Origin of the sequence: Flagellimonas lutimaris (assembly GCF_051494225.1) — a bacterium.
GTDB lineage: Bacteria > Bacteroidota > Bacteroidia > Flavobacteriales > Flavobacteriaceae > Flagellimonas > Flagellimonas lutimaris_A.
Genome location: NZ_JBNPYE010000007.1, coordinates 26,318 through 48,079, shown reverse-complemented (window position 1 = coordinate 48,079; position 21,762 = coordinate 26,318). Strand labels below are relative to the sequence as shown.

Sequence of the window (21,762 nt, the reverse complement as noted above, 5' to 3'; positions counted from 1 at the left end):
ATAAGCACTATCTTTGCACCCCATTGAAACATTTATGATCAAGGATAACACTGTAGAAAAAGTAATAGATGAAAGCCAACAAGGAAGTGCCTTGTCGCTTGACAATAACGGAAAGAACGGAAGAAAGCTGTACATAGAGAGTTATGGCTGCCAGATGAACTTTTCCGACAGCGAGATTGTTGCCTCTATTTTGGCCAAGGAAGGTTTCAATACCACCCAAAACTTGTACGATGCCGATCTTGTTTTGGTAAACACCTGTTCCATTCGCGAAAAAGCTGAACAAACCGTTCGCAAGCGACTGGAAAAGTTCAATGCCGTAAAAAGAACCAAACCCAACATGAAGGTCGGGGTCTTGGGCTGTATGGCCGAACGATTGAAAAGCAAGTTCCTGGAAGAAGAAAAAATCGTGGACATGGTGGTAGGCCCCGATGCCTACAAAGATTTGCCCAACCTTATCCAAGAAATTGACGAAGGCAGGAATGCCGTAAACGTCATCCTTTCTAAGGATGAAACCTATGGCGATGTAGCTCCGGTACGTTTGAACACCAACGGAGTCTCTGCTTTTGTTTCCATTACCCGAGGTTGCGACAATATGTGCACATTCTGTGTAGTACCCTTTACCCGCGGAAGAGAGCGAAGCCGTGACCCACAATCTATTTTGGAAGAAGTGAATGACCTTTGGGAAAGAGGATTCAAAGAAATCACCCTTTTAGGTCAAAATGTGGACAGCTACCTTTGGTATGGTGGTGGTCTAAAAAAGGATTTTGACAAAGCTTCGGATATGCAAAAAGCCACATCGGTAAACTTTGCAGGATTGTTGGAGCTGGTGGCACAGGCCCAGCCAAAAATGCGTATCCGCTTCTCCACGTCCAACCCACAGGATATGACCTTAGATGTAATCGAGGCCATGGCCAAACACCAAAACATTTGCAAATACATTCACTTGCCCGTACAAAGTGGAAGCAACCGCATATTAAAAGCGATGAATCGCTTGCACACCCGCGAAGAATATTTTGAACTGATCGACAACATTCGAAAAATTATTCCAGATTGTGCAATTAGCCAAGATATGATTACTGGTTTTCCAACAGAAACGGAGGAAGATCATCAAGACACTTTAAGTTTAATGGAATACGTGAAGTATGATTTTGGTTTCATGTTCGCTTATTCCGAAAGGCCTGGAACTTTAGCGGAGCGTAAAATGGAAGATGACATTCCAGAAGCAACCAAGAAAAGACGTCTATCGGAAATCATCGAAGTGCAACAAAAGCACAGTCATTATCGCACCCAACAACATTTGGGAAAAACCCAAGAAGTTCTCATCGAGGGAACTTCGAAAAAATCGGATACCCACTGGATGGGCCGAAATTCACAGAACACTGTTGCAGTTTTTCCAAAGGAACACTACAAAGTGGGCGATTTTGTGAACGTGAAAATCAACGAATGCACCTCCGCAACTCTTATTGGAGAAGCTGTAGGGTATTCAGAAAATAATTAATAATCTTTTGTAATTCCGCACAGATGCTGAGCGTAGTCGAAGTACGATGCGGAATCCAAAAAAATAAGATTCCTGCCTACGTAGGAATGATAACATATGGAAAGTGTACAATCCATAAAACAACGGTTCGAGCTTATCGGAAACGATGTCAAACTCAACCGAGCTATAGAAAAAGCTATACAAGTGGCGCCCACCGATATTTCGGTTTTGGTGACTGGTGAAAGTGGTGTGGGAAAGGAATCCATTCCGAAAATCATCCATTCGCTGTCTCACCGAAAGCATGCCAAATACATTGCCGTAAACTGTGGTGCCATTCCAGAGGGAACCATTGACAGTGAATTGTTTGGACATGAAAAAGGAGCCTTTACAGGAGCTACCCAAACCCGTAGCGGTTATTTTGAAGTAGCAGATGGTGGAACAATTTTTTTGGACGAAGTCGGCGAACTACCATTGACCACCCAAGTTAGATTGCTTCGTGTTCTAGAAAATGGCGAATTCCTAAAAGTGGGGTCATCCCAAGTGCAAAAAACTGATGTTCGTATTGTGGCAGCCACCAACATTAGCATGTTCGAGGCCATTAAAAAAGAGAAATTTAGGGAAGACCTCTATTATAGATTGAGCACCGTAGAAATTCATTTACCACCACTTCGCGACAGAAGGGAAGACATTCATTTATTGTTCAGAAAATTTGCTTCTGACTTTGGGCAGAAATACAAAATGCCCACTATCCGTTTGGAGGATGATGCCATCCAGTTATTAATAAGGTACCGCTGGCCCGGTAATATCCGTCAGCTGAGAAATATAGCAGAACAAGTATCCGTGCTCGAGGAAAAGCGGAGTATTTCGGCAGCTACCCTAAACAGTTATTTACCAGATGCGAGCAGTTCCAATCTGCCCGCCGTGATAGAGCGATCCAAAAAAGAAGGGGACTTTAGCAATGAACGGGAAATTTTGTACAAGGTCCTTTTTGATATGAAAGGTGACTTGAACGACCTCAAAAAACTAACGCTTGAACTTCTCAAGGATAATGATTCCAACAAAGTACAACGGGAAAATGAAGGTTTGATTCGTAAAATCTATGGGAATCAGGAAGAAGAGGATATAGAGCACGAAGAAAGTTCCACGCCAGAATTACTTCACCTTCCCGAGCCTGTGGTAGAAGCAACCACACCAAGTCCTGTACTTCAACAATCAGAAGACAGGTATCATTTTGCAGAAGAGATTGAAGAGGAAGAAACCCTATCTTTACAGGAAAAGGAAATTGAACTGATCAAAAAATCATTGGAGCGTAACAAGGGAAAACGAAAAGCCGCTGCCGCCGAGCTTGGAATTTCGGAAAGAACGCTATATAGAAAAATAAAGCAGTACGATCTTTAATAAAAAAGTTTGAAGAAAATGATGATAAAAAAAGGGATGAAGATTGGACTACTAGGATTGGTTTTCTTTCTATCCAGCTGTGGCGCGTATAATTTTTCCGGTGCAGATATCGGTACCGCACAGAGTTTTCAAGTGAACTTTTTCCAGAATTATGCGGACCAAACACCGGGTTCTACCATTGTACCTGGATTGGGTCGGGATTTCACCTTGGCGCTTCAGGATATGATCAATAACCTTACAAGCTTATCCCTTACCGGAAACAACGGTGATTTACTATACGAAGGTGAAATTGTAGAGTACAAGGTTATTCCCATGACGGCCACGGCAGATCAGCGTACCTCACAAAACCGTCTGACCATGAGTGTAAATGTTCGGTTTTACAACACCACTAAGGATGATGCTGATTTTGAAAAGCGGTTTTCATTCTTTTACGATTTTGATGCCGCAGCTTCATTGCCATCCATACAAGCTGCAGCCCACGAAGAGATTTTTGAACGACTTACCCAGGACATTTTTAATGCGTCCTTGGGAAATTGGTAATACTTTATGAACGTTTCGGATTTTATACATATTCTTCAAAACTCGAATACCATCTTATCTCCTAAACAAACAAGGGAGTTAGAAGATATCATTGAGGAATACCCTTATTTTCAGGCCGCTCGTGCACTGCATCTAAAGGGACTCAAAAATCTGGACAGTTATAAGTACAATAATGCCTTAAAGGTAACTGCTGCCCATACTTCCGACAGGGATGTGCTTTTCGATTATATAACTTCCAAAGAATTCATTCAAAACAATATTGCGGATACCATTGCCGGAAGAGGTTCCAAACTTGAAGACCAAGAAGCGGTTTCTGAAGAAATTCAGCCCAACCCAAATACAGCTAGTATGCTTTCGGAGTCCAATGAACCTGCACTACCCCAAAATTTGAACGATGCAGAGCAAATTCTGGATCCTAAACTTTTCGAATCCAGAACACCTGAAAAACAAGTTGAAAAAGTTGAGGAACCCAAAAAGGAACTGGATACCGATTTAAATTTGGGAAAACCCATCCCGTTCACCAAAAAAGAGAAACATTCATTTACCGAGTGGCTTCAATTAACATCCACTTCCGAAGAACCATCAGAAGAGCAAGAAAATAATGAGGCCCATCAGGAAGAAAATGTGATGGACGAACTGGAACGTAAAAAGAAATTTGAACTCTTGGACAGGTTTATTGAGAACAACCCCAAGATAGTTCCAAAGGAATCCAATCCTAAAGTCAATATAAAAGAGTCCACCAAAATCAACCAAAACGAGTTGATGACGGAAACTTTGGCCAAAGTTTACCTTGAACAAAAAAAGTACAAAAAAGCCATTCAAGCGTTTAAAATATTGAGTTTGAAATATCCAGAAAAAAGTGGTTTCTTTGCAGACCAAATTCAGGCAGTGAAGAAACTGCATAAAGAAAAAGATAAGAAATGAGCACGTTTGGAATTTTTTTGATACTGATAATTATCGTGTGCCTTTTGTTGGTCTTGGTCATTATGGTCCAGAATCCTAAAGGTGGTGGTTTGTCCTCGTCCTTCGGAGGAAGTGGCAACCAAGTTGTTGGCGGTGTAAAAAAGACCGGGGACTTTCTTGATAAAAGTACATGGACCCTTGCCACACTATTGATTGTTTTGATATTGGTTTCCAATGTTTCATTAAAAGGAAACTACAGTCAAGCAGATTCCAAATTGCTTCAAGGCGACGATACGGAAATACCAGAAACAATTCCAGAGGAAGTACCTGAACAACTTCCGCCTGCCGACACTACAAGTCCAGTAGATACTATTGGATAATAAAAAGTGACAAAGTATAGAAAAATGCCAGCTTGAATGACAAGCTGGCATTTTTGTTTTCCAGAATGTCAGTTTTTGAGCATTGGCACAATTTCTGTCCTTAAGATTCAAGAATTTTTAAAACAAACACCTAAAATTTAAAATATGGCTAAAGTAAATATCAAACCATTGGCAGACAGGGTTTTGATTGAGCCTCTACAGGCCGAGACAAAAACTGCCTCCGGTATCATCATCCCGGACAACGCAAAAGAAAAACCACAAAAAGGAACTGTTGTGGCCGTTGGTCCTGGAACCAAGGACGAAAAAGTTACCGTTAAAGAGGGTGATACCGTTCTTTATGGAAAATATGCCGGTACCGAACTTAAATTTGACGGTACTGACTATTTGATGATGCGCGAGAGCGATATTTTGGCAATTGTATAACTAAAAATCAACTAGAAAGAAATGGCAAAAGATATAAAGTTTGATATAGATGCACGTGATGGACTGAAAAGAGGCGTTGATAAATTGGCCGAGGCCGTTAAAGTTACCTTGGGACCAAAAGGTAGAAACGTAATCATCAGCAAGTCCTTTGGAGCACCACAAGTAACCAAAGATGGTGTTTCTGTTGCAAAAGAAATTGAATTGGAAGACGCCCTAGAAGATATGGGTGCGCAAATGGTGAAGGAAGTTGCTTCCAAAACCAACGATCAAGCGGGTGATGGTACTACTACTGCTACCGTTTTAGCTCAGGCGATCGTAAAAGAAGGTCTTAAAAACGTTGCCGCTGGTGCAAATCCAATGGATTTGAAACGTGGAATCGACAAGGCTGTTGAAGCTTTGGTGGCCGATTTGGAAAAACAAACCAAAGAAGTTGGTAACAACTCTGATAAAATCAAGCAAGTTGCTTCTATCTCTGCAAACAACGATCAAACCATTGGTGATCTTATCGCCAAGGCATTTGATAAAGTTGGAAAAGAGGGCGTAATCACTGTAGAAGAAGCAAAAGGTACCGATACTTATGTTGACGTAGTTGAAGGTATGCAGTTTGACAGAGGATACCTTTCTCCTTACTTCGTTACCGATACCGACAAAATGATTGCAGATTTGGAGAACCCATACATTCTTCTTTTTGACAAGAAAATCTCCAATCTACAGGAAATTCTTCCTATCCTTGAGCCAGTAGCACAATCCGGAAGACCTCTTTTGATTATTGCTGAAGACGTAGAAGGGCAAGCCCTTGCTACTTTGGTAGTAAACAAATTGAGAGGTGGACTTAAGATTGCCGCTGTAAAAGCTCCAGGTTTTGGTGATAGAAGAAAAGCTATGTTGGAAGACATCGCAATCTTAACCGGTGGTACTGTAATCTCTGAAGAAAGAGGATTCTCTTTGGAAAATGCTTCTTTGGATATGCTAGGTACTGCTGAAACCGTAACTATCGACAAAGACAATACTACAATTGTTAATGGTAACGGAAATGCAGACGACATTAAAGCCCGAGTGAACCAAATCAAAGCTCAAATCGAGACTACAACATCGGATTACGACAAAGAAAAACTTCAGGAACGTTTGGCCAAATTGGCCGGTGGTGTTGCCGTACTTTATGTGGGTGCAGCTTCTGAAGTAGAAATGAAAGAGAAAAAAGACCGTGTGGATGATGCCTTGCACGCAACCCGTGCCGCTGTAGAAGAAGGTATCGTTGCTGGTGGTGGTGTTGCTTTGGTAAGAGCCAAAAAAGTTCTGGAAAAATTGGCAACCGACTCTTTGGACGAAACTACTGGTGTACAAATCGTAGCCAAGGCAATCGAATCTCCTTTACGTACCATCGTAGAGAATGCTGGTGGTGAAGGTTCTGTAGTTATCGCTAAAGTATTGGAAGGCAAAAAAGACTTTGGTTACGATGCCAAATCCGACCAATATGTGGATATGCTTAAAGCAGGAATTATTGATCCTAAGAAAGTTACACGTATTGCTTTGGAAAATGCAGCTTCAGTAGCTGGTATGATTCTTACTACAGAGTGTGCATTGACCGATATTAAGGAAGATGCTCCTGCAATGCCTCCAATGGGAGGTGGCGGTGGAATGCCAGGCATGATGTAATATCATCCCATTCGGATTAAAAATAGGAACGCCCCGATTTGCATCGGGGCGTTTTCTTTTTTCTAGTTGAACGGTTCTCCATAAGAACCTAAAACCAAGTTACTTCTTCTTACCAGTAGCTTGGGTGGTCTTCTTTGCAACAGGCTTTATAGCTTTTGCAGGAGATGACTTTCCATTTGACTTTGCTTTTTTCATCAGTCAATAAATTAAATGTTGGAGTAAATGTATTTTAGTTTTGAATCCAAAAAATTTAATTGGCTAAATATTAACTAAAACAGCTTCAGTTGATTACCTCAAGCACACTACCACAAGTCAGCATAGCATCTCCATAATATGGATTTCGGATTTCCTCCTCTAAACTGAGCCAGTCGGCACCCTTGTCATTATTGGCCATTGGGCAATGCTGCACATAGAGTTTTGTCTCCAGTTCATTCATTTGTTGCCCTATCTGAATCATATTTTGAGAAAGCATGACAAAATCCTCACGTTGGTTTTCCAAATCTCCTTTTGAACCCATCTCCTTAAGTTGAATTGCCAATTTTGACATATGTCTCTTGCCCATATCATCCATTTGCAAACCAGTGATGGTTGCGGCTATTCCTGCTCCCTTTTGTGCCAATGTTTGCGTTTTTGTTTGGTCTGATGCAACCAAGGCATCTTTCAAATCCAGATAAATATTTAAAAGGTCGTTGAACTCTGATTGTGCCTCTGGAGAAAATTCCATTTTCATGGTGCCACCCATTTCGGAATGGCCTTCGTGACCCATTTGCATGGTTCCCCCTTCTTGGTTCATCATGGATTTTTTACCTTGTAATTGAGCTGCAGCATCTACCGTAAAAGTACCTTTGGCCACTACCAAGTCTCCCGATTGTAACCCTGAATTGACAGCATAGCTCCCATTCATTAAATTTCCTAGCTCCACCTCTCGCATTTCAAAAATGGCATTGTCCCGATTGGGCTGAACATATACCAAGGAACGCCTTCCTGTCCACAAAACAGCACTTTCTGGAATGGTCAACGATCCATCTTCAGTATTTGAAACCTCAACTTCGGCCTGTACAAACATTCCAGGTTTGAGCAACCCATTTTTGTTATCAAGTTCTGCACGGACCTCCAAGGTCCTCGTGTTCTTGTTCAATACGGGAGCAACAAAGGATACTTTTGCCGGGAATGCTTCATTAGGGTATGATTTTGTGGTAACGTTCAACGTCTGCCCTTCCTCGAACAAGCTCAACTGGTTTTCATACGCATCAAAAAGCGCCCAAACCGAATTCAAATTGGCCACTTTTACCAAAGGTGAACCTGTTTTAATGTAATCACCTTCCTCTACCATGATTTCGGAAACCACACCTCTTACATTGGAATACACCGGAAAATATTCAAGCACTTGTCCGGAGCTTTCTATTTGGTCGATTTGTGCTTCGGACAATTTCCAAAGCTTTAATTTATTGCGAACCGCTTTATATAATTGTGGTTGGGATTCCTTCAGACTGGCAGCGGTCAACAATTCTTGTTGAGCCGAAACCAAAGCTGGAGCATAAATCGTGGCCAGTTTTTGGCCTTTTCGGACCTCTTCCCCTTCAAAATTGATAAAAATGTTTTCGATCCTCCCATCAAAATAAGCGGATTGAACCGCATCTGATTTTTGATTGACCGCTACTTTACCCGAAACCCTAACTTGATTCTTCCCTGTTGCTCCTGAACCTACCATAACGGTTTCCACACCAGCTAAAACCATTGCATTTTCGGTCATTTTAATTTGATTCGCCATCAGTCCCTCCCCGCTACTTTCTGCTAGAATAAGGTCCATACCACAAATGGGGCACGATCCTGACTCTGGCTGCATAATTTGCGGGTGCATGGAACACGTCCACATTTCGCCCGAAGCAATTTCCGTGCTATGGTCATGCTCCGCTCCGTTTGTCGTATCGGGACCACTTCCAAACAGGAAATAGCCGACCAACAATCCCACCGCTACGGCAATTCCGATGTATATGATATTTTCCTTTTTCATCTTATTATTTTTTTCGTTTTATAACCTTTCTCATCGTTGGTGACGAGGTAAACCAAAGTAAAAATCCGCTCAACACGGTAATCAATCCCAACAGGGAGAAAGCACGAAGCACAGTGGTATTAAAATCGTCCCTACTTTCATAATCCATGGTGTGGGTCATCCAAAGAAAATCGAACCACCTCCAGTTCTGATGTCGCACCGTTTGAAAAGACCCGTCGGCCACCGAAACATAGGCCTTAATATTTTCGGGAGAATCATACGAAATCACATAGGCCGGCAATTTCTTTTCCCGATACTCGTGATGTTTATCGGTCTCATCGATCACCTCAATCCCTTTAACTTTTAATTCTGGTGACATTTGATGCTCTGCAACGGCCAAGGCTTCTTGTTCCGAAACACCTTTTTTTAAGTTGCCGCTTTTCGCATCAACCAAAAATTCATTGTTAATCCAGTAGTAGGGCTTGCCCGCTATTTCCTTTAGGCTCAACGAACTTATTTTAGATGGAATATTTATATCCGAAAGACCAATAAGCCCATCAAAAGCAACGGGTTCATGATCCATGTTCCTAAAATGGTCTCCATGGATTTCGTCAATATCCGTCCAGCTAAAGTAGAGTCCACTAGCTGTCCACATAATGAATTGAAGGCCCAAAAATATTCCCAAATATCTATGGGCTTTTCTAATCTTAACCGCTGTTGTTCGTTTTACCATTTTAGTTTTAGTCGATTGATTTAGTTCGTAATCGTAATGCATTGGTTATAACAGAAACCGAGCTAAAGCTCATGGCCAGGGCCGCAATCATGGGTGAAAGCAATATTCCAAAGAAGGGATAGAGCACACCAGCAGCCACTGGAACACCGATAGTGTTGTATATCAATGCAAAAAATAGGTTCTGTTTTATGTTTTTCATGACGGTCTCACTAAGATTCCGTGCTTTTACTATACCATGGAGGTCACCTTTTACCAAAGTTATCATCGCACTTTCAATGGCCACATCGGTTCCTGTGCCCATGGCAATGCCCAAGTCGCTTTTTGCCAAGGCTGGAGCATCATTTATTCCATCACCTGCCATTGCCACAACTTTTCCTTCACCCTGTAAGCGTTCAACCTCTTTCATTTTATCCTCGGGCAAGGTTTCGGCTTTGAAATCATCTAGATTTAACTCACTGGCCACCGCTTTGGCGGTCGTGGTATTGTCGCCCGTGAGCATTATCACCTTTATCCCCTTCTCCTGAATAACCTTAATTGCCTTGGCACTTGTCTTTTTTATTTTATCCCCAATGGCTACAAAACCATGACATTTACCATCAACTGCCAAATAGGAAACCGTTTTACCTTTTTCTTGCGCTTTTTTGACCTTTTCCTTCATCTCATCAGAGATTTCAACATTGGCCTTTTCCATCAATTTAATGTTCCCCAAATGAATTTCAGAATCTTTGATTCTACCTTCAACACCCATACCCGTAACTGCATTGAAAGATTCCGTCTTCAGAATTTTGACATCCTTTTCTTTGCCATAATTCACCGTCGCTTGTGCCAAAGGGTGCTCACTATTGGTATTGACAGACACTAAATATTGTAATAATTCTTCTGCTGAATAATCGCTTGAAAAGGCTTCCAAATAATCAAAAGTAGGCTTGCCTTCGGTAATGGTTCCTGTTTTATCAATGATAAGGGTGTCCACATCGGCCATTTTTTCCAATGCTTCCGCATTTTTGATCAAGACTCCATTTTGGGCACCCTTCCCTACGCCGACCATTACCGACATGGGTGTGGCGAGACCAAGTGCACAAGGGCAAGCGATAATTAAAACCGCAATGGCATTGATCAAGGCATAAACATAAGTTGGCTCTGGACCCCAAATGGCCCAAACAGCAAAAGTCAAGATTGAAATAATCACAACCGTTGGTACAAAATAGGCGGATACCTTATCAGCTAAATTCTGAATAGGTGCGCGGCTTCGACTGGCATCGTTCACCATCTGGATGATTTGTGAAAGTAATGTGTCGCTACCTACTTTTTCGGCCTTCATCAAAAAGGTTTGATTCCCATTGATGGTTCCACTGCTTACTTTATCATCCACTGTTTTTTCAACTGGAATAGGCTCTCCTGTAATCATCGATTCATCCACCGAAGTGTCTCCTTCTGTAATGATACCGTCAACAGGAATTTTTTCTCCAGGCTTCACACGTAGAATATTACCCTTTTCAATATCGTCAATGCTTACCTCAACTTCTTCCCCATCCACAACTTTAATGGCCTTGTTGGGAGCCAATTTCAATAATTCCTTTACCGCATTGTTGGTTTTGCTGTGCGCTCTAGCCTCCAACAATTGTCCCAAAAGCACCAAGGTGAGGATTACGGTGGCCGCCTCAAAATAAACATGTACCGCACCAGTTTCTCCCTTGAACTGGTCAGGAAAGAATCCTGGGAACAATATCCCGAGTACACTAAACACAAATCCCACACCCGCACCGATACCAATTAACGTGAACATGTTCAGGTTCCATGTTTTGATACTTCGATAAGCTCTTTCAAAAAACATCCAGGCAGCATAAAAAACCACAGGAAGCGATAGAGCAAACTGAACCCAGTTCCAATATTTTGGTGCCATTAAATTGTGCAATGGATTATTGGTAATCATATCGCTCATGGCGATGAGAAAAATAGGCAAGGTAAAAGCAAGGGCTATCCAAAACTTCTTGAGCAGTTTTTTATATGTTTTTTCCTCTGCGCTGGCCTCGGGCTCCTTCGGAACCAAGTCCATTCCACATTTAGGGCAGGAACCCGGACCGTCCTCCACTACTTCGGGGTGCATGGGGCATGTCCATAGTTGTTTAGAACCCGCAGCCGTATTTTGCTCCTCCACCAAATCCATCCCACAAACAGGACAATCGCCAGGTTTATCGTAGGTTTTGTCTCCCTCGCATTGCATAGGGCAATAAAAAGTGCCATTTCCATTGGAAACAGGTTTCTTCTTTTCTTTCCTTGGTTTATGATGATGGCCTCCGGCATGAATACTGTAACTGCCACCATCTTTTTCCAAAGCTTCCTCGAACTTTTTGATTGGAATGTGTTCCTCCATCTCAATCACGGCCTCTGCTTTTTCCAGATTCACCTCAACAGCATTGACCCCATCCACTTTGGAAAGGGTTCCTTCTACATGATTTCTACAGCCATTACAGCTCATTCCGTGTATGTGATAGGTATGTTTCATCTTGTTTGTTTTTTATTCAAAACTAGCTGAACAACAGCTGGAAGCTTTTCACAATTCTGGGTATCTTTTATACAATTTGATCTAAAGGCGTCCGATTCCAATCTTGCACTTTTCGATATTCACTCATGGACATCCCTGTTATGGATTTAAACTGTTTGGCCAAATGACTACTGCTCTTATAGTTCAAATCATAAGCTATTTCAGAAAATGTCTTGTTCTCCATCTGGATTTCTTCCTTTACCCGCTCAATTTTCAAGAGAATAAAGTATTTTTCGATGGTGAGGCCTTCCTTGGCACTGAACATTTTACTAAGCACCGAATAATCTTTGTTCATTTTTTCTGACAGGTATTTCGAGAGATTTTGATGCATATCGTCTTTCAAAGCATTGATCAAGTGTTTTTTAATGTCAGCTATATAGCTATCATTTACATCTTCAATCAATTCAAAACCATTTTTGACCAAAATCTCCCGAATACGCTCCATTTGTTTTTGTGCCCCATCAGAAAATTGGACTTCTCCCAAATCCATATGTACCACCTCGATGTTCGCATTCTGAAACTCCTGTTTCAAAACGTCTTTGCATCTATCGCAAACCATATTTTTTACTTTAATCCGCATCGCTGGTACAATTTAAATCTTTATTAATTGTGGGTATGTCCGTCGGCCATGTGCTCCTCGTTCAATACATAGGTCATCCCGCAAACTGGGCATTTACCCTCTTCATCACTTCCACTACCTTCGCAATGCATTGGGCAAACATATTTGGAGGTATATTCCTTGCCTTCCATTTTCGCGGTTTCCATACCTTCCATGTCATGCCCTTCATGATTCATCTTTTCCATGTCATGGTCCATGGTTTCCTCCGTAGAAGTTTCTTTTGCTTCCTCGGTTTTTCCCTTGCACGATACGGTAAGTACCAATACTGAAGCAAATGCGATCCCGATAATAGTTCTAATGTTTGTTCTCATTTTTGACATTTTAAATTTACTTGTTAATTAAATAATTGATGATAGCAGATTGTAGATAATACAATTGCACCGATTGTATTTGATTTGTCTGAAACTTTAATTGTAACTCCTGAATGTCCAACACATCGTTAAAGTCGATGGTGCCGGTTTCATAGTTTTTGATCAAGATTTCTTCGGCATCTCTGGCCTGTTTTAGGTTTTTTGCTTGGGTTTGATGCGCAATACGAGCTTGGTTTCGTTGCGAAATGGCATTGGCATAGGCATTTTCCAATACGTTCAGCCGCTCCTCTTTTTGCAGTTCGATTTCTTTTTGACGAAGCTCGTTCTGTTTAGTGGTTGATTTAAACTTATTATTGAAAATGGGTACGGAAAAAGTGACCATCGGCATTACAATATCCTTTCCGTTATCGCTAAAAACCATATTATCCCGTTCCGAAACAGGTATATAATCCAACCCTATCCCAAAACTTGGAGCATTTTCCTTTTGGTTCAGTAATTCCGATTGCGTGACCGACTCGTATAATTCATCGTATTTGAGCAACTCTGGATTAAGACTCAAATCTTCTTTGTTGAAAATGGGGTCGTACACAGGAATATCCATTTCATCCACTACCTCAACTCCAATACTTTCATCTCTATGCAATAAATTATTGAAAACGGCCTGCTCAGATATATAGGTTTGCTCCAGCACTTCTTTTTGCTGTTGCAATTCATTTTGACGAATTTGAAGTTTCAAAACATCAACCGCAGAAGCCTTACCCACCTCAACAGAAGTCAAAGCCAAGCTCTCGTAGGTTTTTAACAGTTCTATATTTTCCTCCAATACTTTTTGCTTGGCTTTGATCTCGTACAATTTGTAATAGGATTGCGCAACGGAAAGGGCCAATTTTCGTTTGGCGATCACAATTTCCGCATACTCGGTCTCTGCCATGGAGGTTGCATAATTTTCACGGGCTGTGATGGTACCGAACCAAGGCAACATCTGTGACACTGAAAACTTGGCACGTTGAGCGCCTGTCCTGGTTTCTGGTTCGCTTACAAAATACCCAGCGCCAATGGTGGTATTGGGTAAAGTGTTCACCTCGTTCACCTTTTCCTTTGCGATGTTATAGCGGAGTTCCAAGGCTTGAATCTTGGGACTGTTCAATTCAGCTTCCTGCAGATAATCCTCTAAGGACTGGGCGTTTGCCCCAAAAGCCGCTAAAGCAAATACTAAGTAAATGAATTTCTTTTTCATCGGTTTTGCATTTTAAGTTGCAACTCACTTTTCCAACTGTATAGCACGGGAACCACAAACAAGGTGATCAATGCAATCAACATCCCTCCAAAACTTGGAATGGCCATGGGAATCATAATATCACTACCCCTTCCTGTACTGGTAAGCACGGGCAGAAGTGCCAAAATAGTGGTCGCCGTAGTCATCAAACATGGTCTGATACGCTTTTCACCAGCTTCCAAAACCGAGGCACGGATGCTTTTTAAATTGTCGGGTTTGTTCTTATCAAAAGTTTGGGTAAGGTAGGTGGCCATTACCACACCATCATCCGTAGCAATTCCGAACAGGGCAATAAAACCGACCCACACAGCTACACTCAGGTTAATCGTGTGCATTTGGAAAAGATCCCGCAGGTTTTCACCCATAAAACTGAAGTTTAGGAACCAATCTTGACCATAAAACCAAATCATTAAAAAACCACCAGCAAAAGCCACGGCTATTCCAGAAAACACCATAAGAGATGTTGCCACAGACCTAAACTGGAAGTACAGGATCAAAAAGATAATCAATAGCGCCAATGGAACCACCACGGACAAGGTTTTCTCTGCCCGTAACTGATTTTCATAAGTTCCGGTAAATTGGTAGCTGATTCCCTTGGGTACTGTCAATTCGCCACTTTCTATTTTTTCCAGGATCTTAGCTTGGGCATTTTCCACCACATCCACCTCAGCATACCCATCTTGTTTATCAAAAAGCACGTAGCCTACCAAAAAGGTATCTTCACTTTTAATGGCTTGTGGTCCTTGCTCGTACCGGATGGTCACCAATTCGCTCAAGGGAACAGGACTCCCTTTTTGCACGGGAACATAAACGTTTCCAATATCTGTGGGGCTTTCCCGAAGTTCTCTCGGATAGCGTACGCGAACTCCATAACGTTCTCTTCCTTCCACGGTTTGGGTCAAAGTCATCCCTCCAAGGGCAACCTCCAAAATTTGCTGGACATCTTCAATCACCAGACCGTAGCGAACGAGTTTTTCACGGTCAATATCAATAAGAAGGTATGGCTTTCCAACAATTCTATCGGCAAAAACAGCTTCGTCCTTAACCCCGACGGCTTCTTTTAAAATGGGTTCCAGTTGAAGACCAAAATTTTCGATTTCCTTTAAATCCTGACCTTTTACCTTAATTCCCATTGGGGCTCTCATCCCTGTTTGAAGCATCACCAAACGTGTTTCAATGGGTTGCAGCTTAGGCGCCGATGTAACCCCGGGCAATTTGGTCACTTTTACAATCTCATCCCAAATATTATCAGGATTTTTAATCTCGGGACGCCAGTTTCTGAAATATTCCCCATCATCATCTGGAATCAAAAGATCTCTATCTATTCGCAACGGTTCGCTTACATGATTTTGTGAATAGTTTTTCTCATTTTGAACCTCCAAATTTGGATTGGCAAGTACTTTCCCATTGCTCAACACAAAATAACCGTCAGCATTGACCTTAAATCGTTGCGGGCTTCCAGTTTCATTTTTTTGATACTCTGAACGATATTGAATTACGTTCTCGTACATAGAAAGTGGAGCAGGGTCTAAGGCAGATTCCGTTCGTCCCGATTTCCCAACCACGGTTTGAATCTCGGGAATGGTGGCAACGGCCATATCCAATTGCTGTAACACCCTCTTATTTTCTTCAACGCCCGCATGCGGCAAAGAAGTGGGCATCAATAAAAACGAGCCTTCGTTAAGTGAGGGCATAAATTCCTCCCCTGTGTTGCGCATAATCATAAATCCGAAGACAACGATTACAGAAGGAATAGAAAGAAATAGCAGTTTGTTTTCCAATGCCCATGTCAAAATACGGCTGTAATATTGTCTAAAGAGGTAAAATACTCCCAATAACACCCCACATATCAAACCTACAAAAAGTAGATTGATGGCAATACTACGATCAAAGCCCAAGGGCCTCCAATAAGTAGCCAACAAGAAAATAATCGTTGCAACGCAGATACCCACATTGAGCATCCCTGCTTGTTTATCCTCCAGAATTTTTCTCAATTTTAGAATCCCAGAAACACCGAAAGCCATCAATGCTAAACCTAACCAATATCCGAAACCGATGGCAACCAATCCCAAAACAATCAAAATGCCGTTCCAGATATACTTAAATAGTTGATCAGAGCTTTTCTTTCTAAAAATTATCGCTGCAAAAGGTGGAATCAAAAAGAGGGCAACAATTATTGAAGCGGTCAAGGCCATCGTCTTGGTAAACGCCAAGGGGCGGAATAATTTCCCCTCTGCACCCACCATTGTAAATACCGGGATAAAACTAATGATGGTCGTCAACACCGCTGTTAAAATGGCACCAGAAACTTCGGAAGTGGCATTGTAGACCACTTCATTGACTGGTAGGTCTTGGTTGTCCTCATCCATGTGCCGAATAATATTCTCGGAGAGAATTACCCCAACATCGACCATGGTTCCAATGGCTATGGCTATACCGGATAAAGCCACAATATTGGCATCTACCCCAAATAGTTTCATGGTAATGAATACCATAAGAACCGCAACAGGTAAAAGACCTGATATCAAAATGGATGCTCTAAGATTGAACACCATGACCACGATGACCAAAATGGTAATGAGAATTTCGAGCGTCAAGGCTTCGTTGAGCGTTCCCAATGTTTCTTGGATGAGCTCGGTTCTATCATAAAAAGGAACAATAGTGAGCTGTGAAGTGGTTCCATCCTTCAATTCTTTGGACGGAAGCCCCGCACTCAATTCCTTTATTTGTTCTTTTACATTATTGATGACCTCTAACGGATTGGCTCCATATCGTGCTACAACCACACCACCAACTACCTCAGCCCCTTCTTTGTCCAAAATTCCACGCCGAACTGCTGGCCCCAAGGAAACATGTGCCACATCTTGCACTCTAATGGAAGTGTAATCCGTTGCGGTCACAACTGCATTTTTGATATCGTCCAAAGATTTGATGTAGCCAAGTCCACGAACTAAATATTCCGCTTTATTGATCTCCAAAGTTTGTGCTCCAATATCCCGATTACTTTGTTTTACGGCTTTGACTACTTGGTCCAACCCCACGTTGTACTGTTTCATCAGTTCGGGGTCTACATCTATTTGATATTCCTGAACAAATCCACCGATAGAGGCTACTTCGGACACGCCCGATGCTGAAGAAAGCGCATATTTTACATAGTAATCCTGCACACTTCGCAATTCTTGTAAATCCCACCCACCAGTTACATTGTCATCTTCGTCACGTCCTTCCAAGGTGTACCAGAAAATTTGTCCCAAAGCGGTGGCATCAGGTCCCAATGTAGGGTTTACCCCATTTGGCAATAAATTATTAGGCAGAGAATTAAGCTTTTCCAGAATACGGCTACGGCTCCAATAAAATTCTACATCTTCTTCAAAAATGATGTAGATACTGGAAAAACCGAACATAGAGGAACTCCGAACAGTCTTAACCCCTGGAACACCCAATAAGGAAGTGGTCAAAGGATAGGTTATCTGATCTTCGATATCCTGTGGAGAGCGTCCAGGCCATCTGGTGAAAACAATCTGTTGGTTTTCGCCAATATCGGGAATGGCATCCACCGCTACTGGATTACTCGGCAAAACCCCTGTATCCCAATTAAAAGGAGTGCTCACAATACCCCATGCCATAAAAACCAGCAGGAGCAGCACGGCTACCAATTTATTTTCTATTAAAAATTTGATGCTTTTGTTCAGCATATGGGTTTGATTTAAACATTAGATCGATACAAAAACGCGTATAAACGCAACTGCCCAACCAAATTGGTCGGGTACATTCAATCAAAGTTTAAATCAAATAAGGAAAGTCTGGTCAAGAACCTGTATATCCCGTATCAATGGAGGCGGGTTGTACTCGCTGAAAGGGGTAGGTTCTTTAGAATCAATTTCGAAAAGTTGAAAATAGGTTTGGACAAAGCTTACCAAGAAGACTTGCTGGTCCAAACTGAAGTTTTCAAAGGAAATTTTTAAGTCATCTTGACCTTGAACGGTAAAAGATTCATCATCACAACAGGATTTTTCCATATTCATGTCCATACCGCAATCGTCGGCATGGGCAAATAAGGAAATATCCATCACACGGCCCATACAAATATGCTTGTCCACCGTCCAAGAAACTGTGGAGGCCAAGACCAAAAGGGCCATTAATGAGGATAGTATTTGATGAAAAACCTGCTTCATTCGTCTACAAAACTACAAAATATTAACATTTATTGTTTTGCTTAACAGAACTTTATCTTTTTTTAGGATGTAAGCTTCTTTTCTTTTGTCGAACAAAACCACTATTCAATACATTTGTAAAAAAGAATTACCTCATGCTAAAATCTTTGGAGCCCAAGGTGCTTGAAATCGTAAAGGACGAAACCAAATCAGTGGATACCCGTTTAGATGAAATCTGTGAACTTTTACGCGGCAATGTCGACCATTATGACTGGGTCGGGTTCTATTTTAAAAATGGGGATAAGAATGAATTGAAATTGGGGCCATACGCTGGCGCTCCCACCGACCATACCATTATACCCTTTGGAAAAGGTATTTGCGGCCAGGTTGCAGTTAGCAACGAGAACTTTGTGGTGCCCGATGTGGCCGCTCAGGATAATTACATTGCCTGCAGCATTACCGTGAAAGCAGAGATTGTTGTTCCCTTGTTTATAAATGGGGAAAATGTGGGGCAAATTGACATTGATTCCAACACTCCAGACCCATTTACTACCGAAGATGAGCGTTTTTTGGAATTCATCAATGCCGAAGTGGCCAAAATTCTGTAAAACTTCTGAAATTTTGTTGATAAACCGTTCTGCTTTTTAGCTTCAAAAAAAGTACTTTTGTGCGCTTAATAAATTGATTTTAAGACACAGAAGATGACTGCTAAAAAAGCCTCCGCCGCATTAATTTCAGTATTTCATAAAGATGGTTTGGAACCCATTGTTAAAAAATTGGACGAACTTGGAGTAACTCTTTATTCCACAGGGGGAACCGAAAAATTTATCCGCGACTTGGGTATCGATGTGGTACCAGTTGAGGATGTGACCAGCTACCCATCCATTTTGGGCGGTCGCGTAAAAACATTGCACCCCAAGGTTTTTGGAGGAATTTTGAATAGACAGGACAATGATAGTGATGTGTCCCAAATGAAGGAATTTGACATTCCGCAGTTGGATATTGTTATCGTGGATTTGTATCCATTTGAAAAAACCGTTGCGAGTGGTGCATCGGAACAAGATATTATCGAGAAAATCGATATCGGAGGTATTTCCCTGATCAGAGCTGCTGCCAAAAACTTCAAGGATGTCCTTTGTGTTTCATCCATGGAGGATTATGAGGACTTTTTGAATGTGATTTCCGAAGGGGACGGAACCACAACCTTGGAAGATCGCAAACGTTTTGCGACCAAGGCGTTCAATATTTCATCACATTATGACACGGCCATCTTCAACTACTTCAACAAGGAAAAAGAAGAGACTGTGTTGAAAATCAGCGAGACCAGAGGTCAAGTGTTGCGCTACGGAGAAAACCCGCACCAAAAAGGATTCTTCTTTGGTGATTTTGATGCGATGTTCTCCAAGCTTCACGGTAAAGAGCTATCCTACAACAATCTTTTGGATGTTGATGCCGCCGTAAACCTAATGGGGGAATTTAAAAATGACGACCCGACCTTTGCTATCTTAAAACATAATAATGCTTGTGGATTGGCTACACGAAGTAACATTCATCAAGCGTATGTTGATGCATTGGCAGGTGATCCAGTTTCTGCATTTGGTGGTATTTTGATTTCCAATGTTGAAATTGATAAGCCTACGGCCGAAGAAATTCACAAACTATTCTGCGAAGTGGTGATTGCCCCCAGCTATTCTGATGATGCTTTGGAAATCTTGAAAGGCAAAAAGAACAGAATCATTTTAATTCAAAATGAAACTGAATTGCCAGACACTTTGGTGAGAACTTGCTTGAACGGTGTATTGGTTCAGGATAAGGATTCCAAAACCGACAGCAAGGAAGATCTAAAATCTGTAACGGACAAAAAACCAACTTCAGAGGAAATTGAAGATTTGATTTTTGCTTCCAAATTGTGCAAGCACACCAAAAGCAACACTATTGTTTTGGCCAAGAACAAGCAATTGTGCGCTAGTGGAACCGGGCAAACTTCACGAGTTGATGCCTTGAACCAAGCTATCCATAAAGCAAAGTCTTTCGAATTTAATTTGGAAGGAGCCGTAATGGCCAGTGATGCGTTCTTCCCATTCCCTGATTGTGTGGAGATTGCGGACAATGCGGGCATTAAAAGTGTGATCCAACCCGGTGGTTCCATCAAGGATCAACTCAGCATTGATTATTGCAACGAAAATGGATTGGCAATGGTGATGACTGGCACTCGACATTTTAAACATTAATTTTAGTACTTTAGCCGATAATTTTTACCGTTAATCCGAAAAACAGACGATTTTTATGGGATTCTTTGATTTCATGACCGAGGAGATAGCTATTGACCTTGGTACTGCAAATACCCTGATCATCCACTTGGACAAAGTGGTTGTTGACAGTCCTTCTATTGTAGCGAGGGACCGTATATCGGGGAAAATAATCGCGGTAGGCCGCGAAGCCAATATGATGCAGGGGAAGACCCATGAAAACATCAAAACCATACGACCGTTAAAGGATGGGGTAATCGCCGACTTTGATGCTTCGGAAAAGATGATCAGCATGTTCATCAAAAATATTCCGGCGCTCAAGAAAAAATGGTTTCCTCCTGCCCTTCGAATGGTCATCTGTATTCCTTCTGGTATAACGGAAGTGGAAATGCGTGCGGTACGTGAGTCCGCAGAACGCGTTAACGGTAAAGAGGTATACTTGATTCATGAGCCTATGGCAGCAGCCATTGGTATCGGTCTAGATATTATGCAACCGAAAGGGAACATGATCGTGGACATAGGAGGTGGTACCACAGAGATTGCGGTAATTGCCCTTGGTGGTATTGTTTGTGACAAATCCGTTAAGATTGCAGGTGATGTGTTCACCAATGATATAATTTATTACATGCGTACCCAACACAACCTGTATGTGGGCGAGAGTACCGCGGAGGCCATCAAAATTGAAATTGGTTCGGCCACCGAGGATTTAAAATCTCCCCCAGATGATAAATCTATTCAGGGTCGTGACCTTTTGACAGGAAAACCAAAACAAGTTCAGGTATCTTACCGAGAAATTGCCAAGGCCTTGGATAAGAGTATTTTAAGAGTAGAGGATGCCGTAATGGAAACCTTATCGCAAACTCCGCCAGAACTTGCGGCCGATATCTACAATACTGGTATTTATTTGGCCGGTGGCGGTTCCATGCTCCGCGGTTTGGACAGAAGGCTTTCTCAAAAAACCGATTTACCAGTGTACATCGCCGAAGATCCTTTGAGAGCTGTGGTAAGAGGTACGGGTATTGCACTTAAAAACTTGGAACGTTATAAAAGTATTTTAATAAAATAGACCTGTATTTTCAACAGTTCCATTAACTTCAAGGAGTTC

18 protein-coding genes are annotated in these 21,762 nt (G+C 41.8%); 10 read left to right on the top strand and 8 right to left on the bottom strand.

What is annotated here, in order from left to right; all coding sequences use genetic code 11:
* Positions 1–34 precede the first annotated feature (34 nt).
* The 7 genes from miaB to groL all read left to right on the top strand — a co-directional run bounded on the left by miaB (position 35) and on the right by groL (position 6,777).
* Positions 35–1,498, top strand: a complete 1,464-nt coding sequence (gene miaB / locus ACQQ5U_RS13440; RefSeq protein WP_437398264.1) for a tRNA (N6-isopentenyl adenosine(37)-C2)-methylthiotransferase MiaB — start codon at positions 35–37, stop codon at positions 1,496–1,498.
* Positions 1,499–1,594: 96 nt separating this feature from the next.
* On the top strand, positions 1,595–2,875 hold the full coding sequence (locus tag ACQQ5U_RS13435) for a sigma-54 interaction domain-containing protein (RefSeq protein ID WP_437398262.1): 1,281 nt from the start codon (positions 1,595–1,597) through the stop codon (positions 2,873–2,875).
* 18 nt (positions 2,876–2,893) lie between these two features.
* On the top strand, positions 2,894–3,415 hold the full coding sequence (locus ACQQ5U_RS13430; protein WP_437398260.1) for an LptE family protein: 522 nt from the start codon (positions 2,894–2,896) through the stop codon (positions 3,413–3,415).
* 6 nt (positions 3,416–3,421) lie between these two features.
* Entirely contained in the window at positions 3,422–4,339 is a 918-nt protein-coding gene (locus ACQQ5U_RS13425; RefSeq protein ID WP_437398259.1) for a hypothetical protein, read from the top strand.
* Positions 4,336–4,698 (top strand): preprotein translocase subunit SecG, encoded by a 363-nt coding sequence (gene secG, locus ACQQ5U_RS13420; RefSeq protein ID WP_119606586.1) that lies wholly within the window; start codon positions 4,336–4,338, stop codon positions 4,696–4,698. The genes ACQQ5U_RS13425 and secG overlap by 4 nt, the downstream gene beginning before the upstream one ends.
* Before the next feature lie 144 nt (positions 4,699–4,842).
* Positions 4,843–5,121, top strand: a complete 279-nt coding sequence (locus ACQQ5U_RS13415; protein ID WP_100816345.1) for a co-chaperone GroES — start codon at positions 4,843–4,845, stop codon at positions 5,119–5,121.
* Positions 5,122–5,142: 21 nt separating this feature from the next.
* Positions 5,143–6,777: a chaperonin GroEL gene (gene groL, locus ACQQ5U_RS13410; protein WP_437398257.1), complete on the top strand. Its 1,635-nt coding sequence runs from the start codon at positions 5,143–5,145 to the stop codon at positions 6,775–6,777.
* Positions 6,778–7,057: 280 nt separating this feature from the next.
* On the opposite strand, the gene ACQQ5U_RS13405 is transcribed toward groL, so the two are convergent.
* The 8 genes from ACQQ5U_RS13405 to ACQQ5U_RS13370 all read right to left on the bottom strand — a co-directional run bounded on the left by ACQQ5U_RS13405 (position 7,058) and on the right by ACQQ5U_RS13370 (position 18,429).
* Positions 7,058–8,791 (bottom strand): efflux RND transporter periplasmic adaptor subunit, encoded by a 1,734-nt coding sequence (locus tag ACQQ5U_RS13405; protein ID WP_437398256.1) that lies wholly within the window; start codon positions 8,789–8,791, stop codon positions 7,058–7,060.
* A gap of 4 nt (positions 8,792–8,795) precedes the next feature.
* The gene (locus tag ACQQ5U_RS13400; RefSeq protein ID WP_437398255.1) at positions 8,796–9,503 is read right to left on the bottom strand and encodes a hypothetical protein; all 708 of its coding nucleotides are present in this window, start codon (positions 9,501–9,503) and stop codon (positions 8,796–8,798) included.
* Positions 9,504–9,510: 7 nt separating this feature from the next.
* Positions 9,511–12,009 carry a heavy metal translocating P-type ATPase gene (locus ACQQ5U_RS13395; RefSeq protein ID WP_437398253.1) on the bottom strand — a complete coding sequence of 833 codons (2,499 nt, stop codon included), beginning with the start codon at positions 12,007–12,009 and terminating at the stop codon, positions 9,511–9,513.
* Between the two features lie 67 nt (positions 12,010–12,076).
* On the bottom strand, positions 12,077–12,628 hold the full coding sequence (locus ACQQ5U_RS13390) for a helix-turn-helix domain-containing protein (protein ID WP_437398252.1): 552 nt from the start codon (positions 12,626–12,628) through the stop codon (positions 12,077–12,079).
* 23 nt (positions 12,629–12,651) lie between these two features.
* Positions 12,652–12,978: a heavy metal-binding domain-containing protein gene (locus ACQQ5U_RS13385; protein WP_437398250.1), complete on the bottom strand. Its 327-nt coding sequence runs from the start codon at positions 12,976–12,978 to the stop codon at positions 12,652–12,654.
* Positions 12,979–12,994: 16 nt separating this feature from the next.
* Positions 12,995–14,215 (bottom strand): TolC family protein, encoded by a 1,221-nt coding sequence (locus ACQQ5U_RS13380; protein WP_437398248.1) that lies wholly within the window; start codon positions 14,213–14,215, stop codon positions 12,995–12,997.
* Positions 14,212–17,949 carry an efflux RND transporter permease subunit gene (locus tag ACQQ5U_RS13375; protein ID WP_437398246.1) on the bottom strand — a complete coding sequence of 1,246 codons (3,738 nt, stop codon included), beginning with the start codon at positions 17,947–17,949 and terminating at the stop codon, positions 14,212–14,214. Before ACQQ5U_RS13375 ends, ACQQ5U_RS13380 begins: the two co-directional genes overlap by 4 nt.
* Positions 17,950–18,042: 93 nt before the next feature.
* On the bottom strand, positions 18,043–18,429 hold the full coding sequence (locus ACQQ5U_RS13370) for an HYC_CC_PP family protein (RefSeq protein WP_437398245.1): 387 nt from the start codon (positions 18,427–18,429) through the stop codon (positions 18,043–18,045).
* 134 nt (positions 18,430–18,563) lie between these two features.
* Between ACQQ5U_RS13370 and ACQQ5U_RS13365 the strand changes: the two genes are divergently transcribed.
* The 3 genes from ACQQ5U_RS13365 to ACQQ5U_RS13355 all read left to right on the top strand — a co-directional run bounded on the left by ACQQ5U_RS13365 (position 18,564) and on the right by ACQQ5U_RS13355 (position 21,723).
* Positions 18,564–19,016, top strand: coding sequence for a GAF domain-containing protein (locus ACQQ5U_RS13365; RefSeq protein ID WP_437398243.1), 453 nt, complete (start codon positions 18,564–18,566; stop codon positions 19,014–19,016).
* Positions 19,017–19,109: 93 nt separating this feature from the next.
* The gene (purH, locus tag ACQQ5U_RS13360) at positions 19,110–20,639 is read left to right on the top strand and encodes a bifunctional phosphoribosylaminoimidazolecarboxamide formyltransferase/IMP cyclohydrolase (RefSeq protein WP_437398242.1); all 1,530 of its coding nucleotides are present in this window, start codon (positions 19,110–19,112) and stop codon (positions 20,637–20,639) included.
* Positions 20,640–20,694: 55 nt separating this feature from the next.
* A complete protein-coding gene (locus ACQQ5U_RS13355; protein ID WP_166249266.1) occupies positions 20,695–21,723 on the top strand; it encodes a rod shape-determining protein in 1,029 nt (342 codons plus the stop codon).
* The last annotated feature ends 39 nt before the right edge of the window (positions 21,724–21,762 follow it).

Coding starts and splice junctions, on each gene's coding strand:
- ACQQ5U_RS13385 (WP_437398250.1), bottom strand. CDS start 12,978: ATGAGAACAAACATTAGAACTATTATCGGGATCGCATTTGCTTCAGTA.
- ACQQ5U_RS13390 (WP_437398252.1), bottom strand. CDS start 12,628: ATGCGGATTAAAGTAAAAAATATGGTTTGCGATAGATGCAAAGACGTT.
- ACQQ5U_RS13375 (WP_437398246.1), bottom strand. CDS start 17,949: ATGCTGAACAAAAGCATCAAATTTTTAATAGAAAATAAATTGGTAGCC.
- ACQQ5U_RS13395 (WP_437398253.1), bottom strand. CDS start 12,009: ATGAAACATACCTATCACATACACGGAATGAGCTGTAATGGCTGTAGA.
- ACQQ5U_RS13355 (WP_166249266.1), top strand. CDS start 20,695: ATGGGATTCTTTGATTTCATGACCGAGGAGATAGCTATTGACCTTGGT.
- ACQQ5U_RS13370 (WP_437398245.1), bottom strand. CDS start 18,429: ATGAAGCAGGTTTTTCATCAAATACTATCCTCATTAATGGCCCTTTTG.
- secG (WP_119606586.1), top strand. CDS start 4,336: ATGAGCACGTTTGGAATTTTTTTGATACTGATAATTATCGTGTGCCTT.
- ACQQ5U_RS13425 (WP_437398259.1), top strand. CDS start 3,422: ATGAACGTTTCGGATTTTATACATATTCTTCAAAACTCGAATACCATC.
- ACQQ5U_RS13430 (WP_437398260.1), top strand. CDS start 2,894: ATGATGATAAAAAAAGGGATGAAGATTGGACTACTAGGATTGGTTTTC.
- ACQQ5U_RS13415 (WP_100816345.1), top strand. CDS start 4,843: ATGGCTAAAGTAAATATCAAACCATTGGCAGACAGGGTTTTGATTGAG.
- purH (WP_437398242.1), top strand. CDS start 19,110: ATGACTGCTAAAAAAGCCTCCGCCGCATTAATTTCAGTATTTCATAAA.
- ACQQ5U_RS13400 (WP_437398255.1), bottom strand. CDS start 9,503: ATGGTAAAACGAACAACAGCGGTTAAGATTAGAAAAGCCCATAGATAT.
- ACQQ5U_RS13380 (WP_437398248.1), bottom strand. CDS start 14,215: ATGAAAAAGAAATTCATTTACTTAGTATTTGCTTTAGCGGCTTTTGGG.
- groL (WP_437398257.1), top strand. CDS start 5,143: ATGGCAAAAGATATAAAGTTTGATATAGATGCACGTGATGGACTGAAA.
- ACQQ5U_RS13365 (WP_437398243.1), top strand. CDS start 18,564: ATGCTAAAATCTTTGGAGCCCAAGGTGCTTGAAATCGTAAAGGACGAA.
- miaB (WP_437398264.1), top strand. CDS start 35: ATGATCAAGGATAACACTGTAGAAAAAGTAATAGATGAAAGCCAACAA.
- ACQQ5U_RS13405 (WP_437398256.1), bottom strand. CDS start 8,791: ATGAAAAAGGAAAATATCATATACATCGGAATTGCCGTAGCGGTGGGA.
- ACQQ5U_RS13435 (WP_437398262.1), top strand. CDS start 1,595: ATGGAAAGTGTACAATCCATAAAACAACGGTTCGAGCTTATCGGAAAC.